General features: G+C 36.8%; 8 protein-coding genes. 3 read left to right on the top strand and 5 right to left on the bottom strand.

From position 1 onward, the window contains the following. The 5 genes from LBH98_03945 to LBH98_03965 all read right to left on the bottom strand — a co-directional run. The coding region (locus tag LBH98_03945) for an NAD(P)-binding protein (GenBank protein MDR0303910.1) at positions 1-367 on the bottom strand (367 nt) is incomplete at its 3' end. A 133-nt stretch (positions 368-500) separates the two neighbouring features. Beyond that, the gene (locus tag LBH98_03950) at positions 501-1,415 is read right to left on the bottom strand and encodes a DUF5683 domain-containing protein (GenBank protein ID MDR0303911.1); all 915 of its coding nucleotides are present in this window, start codon (positions 1,413-1,415) and stop codon (positions 501-503) included. Next, entirely contained in the window at positions 1,400-2,074 is a 675-nt protein-coding gene (gene ung / locus LBH98_03955; protein MDR0303912.1) for a uracil-DNA glycosylase, read from the bottom strand. Before ung ends, LBH98_03950 begins: the two co-directional genes overlap by 16 nt. Continuing rightward, positions 2,062-3,147 (bottom strand): 3-dehydroquinate synthase, encoded by a 1,086-nt coding sequence (gene aroB / locus LBH98_03960; protein MDR0303913.1) that lies wholly within the window; start codon positions 3,145-3,147, stop codon positions 2,062-2,064. The genes ung and aroB overlap by 13 nt, the downstream gene beginning before the upstream one ends. Next, positions 3,144-4,085 (bottom strand): lysophospholipid acyltransferase family protein, encoded by a 942-nt coding sequence (locus tag LBH98_03965; protein ID MDR0303914.1) that lies wholly within the window; start codon positions 4,083-4,085, stop codon positions 3,144-3,146. The genes aroB and LBH98_03965 overlap by 4 nt, the downstream gene beginning before the upstream one ends. A 126-nt stretch (positions 4,086-4,211) precedes the next feature. Here LBH98_03965 and LBH98_03970 point away from each other — a divergent pair, with 126 nt between their 5' ends. The 3 genes from LBH98_03970 to guaA form a co-directional block, all read left to right on the top strand. Then, positions 4,212-4,922, top strand: a complete 711-nt coding sequence (locus LBH98_03970) for a YebC/PmpR family DNA-binding transcriptional regulator (GenBank protein ID MDR0303915.1) — start codon at positions 4,212-4,214, stop codon at positions 4,920-4,922. Between the two features lie 227 nt (positions 4,923-5,149). Continuing rightward, positions 5,150-6,079: a hexose kinase gene (locus LBH98_03975; protein MDR0303916.1), complete on the top strand. Its 930-nt coding sequence runs from the start codon at positions 5,150-5,152 to the stop codon at positions 6,077-6,079. A gap of 5 nt (positions 6,080-6,084) precedes the next feature. Continuing rightward, on the top strand, positions 6,085-6,977 hold an 893-nt coding region (guaA, locus tag LBH98_03980), incomplete at its 3' end, for a glutamine-hydrolyzing GMP synthase (GenBank protein ID MDR0303917.1).

The raw sequence follows: 6,977 nt of genomic DNA on the forward strand, positions 1-6,977 counted from the left end.
AAAATATATCCAAACCTTTCTTTTGTTTCGGATAATCATCGTAAAGTTTTACAAGAATATCATTTTTGCTTTCGGGCATAACTTCCGTTCCGAACGGAGAAATTATTCTGTACATTTCCGGGAATTTTATCGTTTGAATTTTATCGTTAATGCCTAACTGTTTAAAAACACCTCTTGCAACGCCGCCATCGGCAAACGGAACGGTATGAATCCCTGACTCAAAGTAATAATTTTTTCTTCTGAAATTGTGCGCATATCCACCTATTCTGTCGTGTCGTTCAATTACAACGACTTTAATTCCAGCCTGCGCCAAAAATGCACCTACGGTAAGCCCTCCAATTCCCGACCCTATAACAACGACATTCACTTGTCTTCCTTTTGAATTTTTTCCATTAAAGATAATTCTTGGACTTGGTAAAACGCAAGTCATTAAATAACATTTGTGTTTTTTAACGGAATTTTAATTTTTTAAATTTCTAAAAAATTGATTTATAAGAAAACTAAAATTTCAAAACAAATCGGCATGCAATTTCATTGTTTTCAGGAGAAAAATCGGCCGAAATATCGAATTTATTTTCAAATTTACTTAAAGACGCATCGACGTAAGCGTCCGTCATTCCGTAAATATAAAAAATAATCGAATACCAAAAAAACATTGTTCGGCGTTTTGCAGCATCCTTGTATCTATTTTGCCAAGCGTCAATTCTATCTTCTTTTGAAAGTTCTTGAAACGTACTGTCTCGACTTAAGTGCCCGACAAAATCCTGAGATTTTTTCATCAAATATTGGTATTGTACTCCACCGAAAACAAATGCGGTTTGGGTCGCGATAGTAAGTCCGGCTTTAAACCATTCTCCGTTGTAGAATTGTCCTGCCCCCGAAAATGGAATCGCCGACAATGCCATAGCGGTTCTCGGATTTTTATTTTCAACTCCGTAAAACCTGTTTGAAACACCGAAACCGTCAATAATATTCCAAATTCCGACAGCGGCAAATAGCGCCGATGCGTTGTAATATCTGACTTTTCCCGCTATATTGTCGTATTCGGCGAGTTTGATTTTGTTTGTAAACCGCATGGTGTCTTTTGCTGTGAAAGTTCCGAATTTAGCCATATTTAACGAATCGTTTAATGAATAAATTTTGTTGAAACTTTTGTGATAGTTTTTCCAATAATTTAACGAAATCCATCCTATGATTCCGTCAGTTCCCAGAAATAAAAAACCTCTTGTAAAATGTTTCGTGTATATTTGTCCGCCGCCCGGAACAATTGAAAGCGGCGCGGTAATAAAAGGGTTGTAATATTTTACGCTGTCTTTTTGCGGGATTTCGGATAAGACGGATTTTTCGACTGCAAAACAGTTTACAGAATTTGCAATCATCATAATTATTATTATTTTTTTTATAACAAACTCCAATTTATTTCCTTTTGATTTGTTTTTTTCAAAAAATCGTTTATTTGTGAAAAAGGTCTGCTTCCCAAAAAACCTTTATTTGCGGAAAGCGGGGACGGATGCGGGTTTTGAATTATTTTGTGCCTATTTTCGTCTATTAGATTTTTTTTTCTTTGAGCAAAATTTCCCCACAAAACAAATACTTTTGGAGCGCCCGTTTTTACTAAATACGCAATTACTTTGTCGGTAAAATATTCCCATCCGATTTTTGAGTGTGAAGCGGGAGAATTTCTTGTGACGGTTAAAATAGAATTTAATAACAAAATATTTTGTTTTGCCCAATTAGTTAAATCGCCGTGAAGCGGAATTTTTACACCTAAATCATTTGACAATTCTTTGAATATATTTTTTAGCGACGGCGGAATTTTTATGTTTTGGGGGACAGAAAATGAAAGCCCCATTGCTTCATCTTCACCGTGGTACGGATCTTGTCCAAGAATCACTACCGAAATATTTTCCGGATTTGTAAATTGAAACGCTTTAAAAATATTTTTTCTATTAGGGAAAATAGTTTCGTCTTTGCTGAGTATTGATAATTTTACATCAATTTCTTTTAATAAATTTTCTTGTAAAGCAAAAAAAACGTTCCAACTTTTATCCCAGTTTCCTATTAAAAAATCCATGAATCAAAAACCTCGTCAAGTACCGAAATCACGTCTTTTTTATTTACATTGTCAAGAATTTTAGATTTTCCGATAGACGTGGGAAGAACGAATTTTAATTTTCCGTTCGCTTTTTTTTTGTCCGAATTCATTGCCCTGTAAATGGAATTTGCAGAGATTTTGTGCGGAATCTCAGGGATTCTCAAGATTTTAAGCGATTGGTTTAAAATTTTAGCTCGTTCTTTTTTTATTAAATTCATTCTTGTCGCTAATTTTACGGCGCAATTTATTCCGAGCATTACCGCCTCTCCGTGAAGCAAAGTTCCGTAACCGTAAATTTTCTCAAATGCGTGCGCAAAAGTATGTCCGAAATTCAAAAGCGCCCGTTCCCCCGTTTCCGTTTCGTCGCGGCTTACGATATCGGTCTTGATTTTTATTGAGCGGACAATTGCTTCTTGCATTTCGGAGTTTGAACGATTACATATTTTTTCGAAATTTTGCGTAATAAATTCAAAAGTTCTTTTTTGTCCGATATATCCGTATTTCGCTATTTCGCCGCATCCTGCAATGAATTCGCGGTCTGGAAGCGTATCTAAATATTTTGTGTCGATCCAAACCATTTTAGGCTGCCAAAAAGAACCGATTAAATTTTTCCCTATTGAGTTGTTTACTGCGGTTTTCCCGCCGACGCCGCTATCGACTGCGGCAAGTAAAGTTGTGGGAATTTGAATATAATTTATTCCTCTCAGTAAAACGGACGCAGCAAATCCGGTTATGTCGCCAACTACTCCGCCGCCAAACGCTATCATTACGCTTTTTCTGTCACATTCCAATTTCAACGCCTCGTCCAGAATGTAATTCAAAGTTTTCATGTTTTTGTATTTTTCACCGTCGGGAATAACTATTATTGATGAATCCGGCAAATTTCGTTTCCAATCCGAAAGATGATTTTCATATATTTTTAGAATTGTATCGTTAGTTACGATAATGTATTTTGTCGCCGGACAAAACTCTAAAATTGATGAATAGAAATCTATTTTTTCGTTAATGAAAATCGGATAACTCCTTTTGGCGAGAGAAACTGATAATTTCATTTTTCTTTCTCCTTATAATAAGAAATTGATAACTGCGGTGGAAAATCTTTCGCCTCACGCTTCCATCTTCTGTGCATCCAAACCCATTGCTCCGGATATTTTTTTATAAATTCGCCAAGTTTATCGTTAAATTTTTCCAGATTCAAAATAAAACTTTCCGTTTCGTTTTCCGTTTCAATTATTTCGGCTCTTTCAATGTAAAATAAATACTTGTCATTATTTTCGCGAATTAAAAACGACCAGGCAAGCGGAATTTTGTAGCGAGCAGCTATTTTTATAGGAGCGGACGGAGTAAACGCCTCTTTCCCTAAGAAATTTACAAAAATACCGTTATTGGTGGCGTCTTGGTCAACTAAAACACCGAAATTAAACCCATTTTTCAGATTTTTGAGAACATTTTTCATTCCACCGTTACGTTCGTAGTATTTTACTCCGTTCCGTTCACGAAGATTTACAAAAATTTTATCAATTCTTTTGTCAAACAGTCTTGAGCCGATTGACATTCCTTTAAAACCTAATTTTGCCGCAATATGTGTCTTTAATTCAAACGCAGACAAATGGCTTCCCAAAATTATCGTACCGTTTGGATTTGAAAAAATTTCCTTTGTCAAATTTTCGTTTTCAAGACGTACGATTTTGAAAAATTTTTCCTTTGAATATTCAGGAATTCTTATTCCGTCAAAAAAAGATTTACCGGCGTTTACAAAAACCCCGTTTGTTATTCTGTTTATTTGCTTTTGCGAATAATTTTCAAATACGCTTTTAAGGTTTTTCTTTGTAATTTCTCTTTCTTTTTTTAATATATGACCAAACAGAAAACCCAAGAATCCGAAAAGGCGCAAACCTAAAAAACGCGGCGTTTTTTTTATGATAAAAATCGCCGCTGAAAAAATAATGTATGCTATATCGTGCCGTAATTTTCTAGAATTTCTTGCCATAATTTATATCCATAAAATCACGACAAAATAATATATCGCTGGATAAAAACGTATTTATTATCGCCAAATATTATATTTACTCTATAATTTTCAAGAAACAAAAATTAAATTCAAAAGGATTTCGTTATGGGAAGAGCGTTTGAGTTCCGCAAAGAAAGAAAAATGAAAAGATGGGACAAAATGTCTAAATTGTTCCCCAAATTATCAAAAGCGATTACGCTTGCGGCTAAAGAAGGCGTTCTTGATCCGGAAATGAACGCGAAATTGCGGGCGGCGATTCTTAACGCGAAAGCGGAGAATATGCCTAAAGACAACATTGACGCGGCGATCAAGAGAGCGAGCGGAAAAGACGCCGACACTATTACTGAGGTTACTTTTGAAGGAAAAGGTTCTAACGGGGTTCAATATTTTATAGAATGCGCTACGGATAACAATACGCGTACGGTAGCCAACATTAAATCATATTTCAACAAACATGGCGGTCATCTGCTTCAAAACGGCGCGTTGGAATTTATGTTTACTCGAAAAGCGGTTTTTGAAATAGAAAAACGAAGCGGAATCGACGTTGACGCTTTGGAGCTGGAACTTATTGATTTCGGGCTTGAGGATTTGGAAGAAACCGACGACACGGTCTATCTTTATGGCGATTATACTGAATTCGGTAATATTTCCAAAGGGCTTGAAAAACTCGGAATTGTTCCTAGAAAAGCGACTTTACAGCGGATTTCGACCGCTCCGGTTGAACTTTCCGATGAAGAATACGATAAAGCCGAGTCGCTGATTGATAAAATTGAAGACGATGAAGACGTTGTGAATGTTTTCACTAATATTATGTGAGAGATTGTTTTCACTAATGGTACAGACGCGTTTTGACGCGAATTCTGTCGTGTAAAAATCTATTGTCTTAAACGCGCTTCTGTGTGAATTGTTTTTAAACTTTCATAAAACATAATAATATATAGGAAAGTTATGTTTTTTATTTATAGCCGCAATTTTTTGCAAGTTCGCGTCTCGACAAAAATTATTTTATTCATAAAAACAAACAACAAAACAGGGAATTTTTTGTGATTAGAGCGATTCTTTGTAATCCGTCGATTGATGTTTATTACAAAATTCCGAAATTCGGTGAACAGAAAGTTTTTACCTCGCTGGAAAATTTTTCATGTCCGGCAGGAAAGGCGATAAATTTTGCAAAAGCGGTAAAAATCTTGGGCGAAGACGTTGAAGTCTCGGGAATTGTTTCCGGTGACGATATTCTGAAATTCAAAAAATTTCTTGAAGAATACAAAATCGCTTACGATTTGCTTGAAGTTCGAGGAAAGACCAGAATTAATACGACGATTTTTGAGGAAAAAAGTCAAATTGCGTATCATCTCAACGGTGAAAACGAACAAATATTTGAGGCTGAAAGTTTTTCTTTCGCAGAGAAATTGATAAAAAAAATTGAAAAAGGTGATTTCTGGGCGTTTTGCGGCAGTATTCCAAAAGGATTTGACGAGGAATTCTACAAAAAACTCATTACGGAATGTAAGGCGAAAAACGTCAAGACGGCGCTGGATACTCGCAATAATCCGTTGAAATTCGGAATCAGCGCTATGCCGTTTTTAGCCGCCCCAAACGAAACGGAGTTTCAGGAATTACTCTCGGACGAAGTAAAAGGGTTGCAGAGCATAGTTTTGAAAGCGAAACGTTATATCGACATGATTGAATATTTTTTTGTAACTCTTGGCAAAGACGGCGTTGTCGCGTTTCATGGGAACGAATGCCTGCTTTGCTCTGCGGTAGAAATACAAAATCAGGTAAATGTCGTGGGGTGCGGCGATGCGTTTTTGGCGGGTGCGGTCGTAGGTTTTCAGCGCGGATTTTCGTTTGGAGAAGTTTGCCGTTTGGCGACCGCGTGCGGCGCGGCTAATACGCTTACTCGCGAGCCGTGCAAAATTGATATAAATTCGGTTTGGCGAATAATGGAAAAAGTAAAAATAGAAAGCGTATAATTTTTATGGAGAAAATAGCGGTTGTCGATTTCGGCGGGCAATACGCTCACTTGATCGCCAATAAAATCAGGAAATTAGGCGTTTATTCGGAAATTGTCCAAAACGACGTTTCGGCAGAAAAAATAAAAGAATTTTGCGGGATAGTTTTTTCGGGAAGTCCGCATTCGGTTTATGAAAAAAACGCACCGCATATCGACAAAAATATCTTAGAATCAAACATTCCTATATTGGGAATTTGTTACGGTCATCAACTTATTTCTCATCTTTTGGGCGGAACGGTAAAATCGGGAAATCAAAAAGAATACGGAATTTCTTTTGTACAAAAAGAAAAAAACGCCGAATTGTTTGACGGGCTTGCTCAAAGAGAACAAATGTGGGTGAGTCACGGCGACGAGGTCGAAATTTTACCGGACGGTTTTGAGGTTATCGCAAAAACAAACGAATGTCGGATAGCGGCTGCGCAAAACAGAAACAAAAAAATATTTGGAGTGCAGTTTCATCCCGAAGTAACGGATTCGATTAACGGGATTAAAATATTGGATAATTTTTTAACGATTTGCGGTGTGAAAAAAAATTGGAGTGCGCAAAATTTCTTTGAGGAATTATCCAAAGAAATTATTCAAAAAGTCGGCGATAAAAAAGTGTTTTTGCTCGTATCGGGCGGAGTGGATTCTACCGTCGCGTTTGCGATTCTTAACAAGATTCTGGGACAAGAAAAAGTACTTGGGCTACACATTGATAACGGGCTTATGCGCCTTGGGGAATCTGCGGATATTATTGATTATATGAAAAAAAACGGTTTTGAAAATCTGCATATCTATGATGCGAGCCAAGATTTCCTTTCCGTATTGGCCGGTGTTTTCGCGCCGGAAAAAAAACGGGGAATCATTGGGGACAA

Source organism: Chitinispirillales bacterium (genome assembly GCA_031254455.1).
In the GTDB taxonomy this organism is placed as follows: Bacteria; Fibrobacterota; Chitinivibrionia; order Chitinivibrionales; family Chitinivibrionaceae; genus WRFX01.

Bases quoted from the DNA above. Each gene is read 5' to 3' on its own strand.
- ung (MDR0303912.1), bottom strand. From the start codon at position 2,074: ATGGATTTTTTAATAGGAAACTGGGATAAAAGTTGGAACGTTTTTTTT.
- aroB (MDR0303913.1), bottom strand. From the start codon at position 3,147: ATGAAATTATCAGTTTCTCTCGCCAAAAGGAGTTATCCGATTTTCATT.
- LBH98_03965 (MDR0303914.1), bottom strand. From the start codon at position 4,085: ATGGCAAGAAATTCTAGAAAATTACGGCACGATATAGCATACATTATT.
- LBH98_03970 (MDR0303915.1), top strand. From the start codon at position 4,212: ATGGGAAGAGCGTTTGAGTTCCGCAAAGAAAGAAAAATGAAAAGATGG.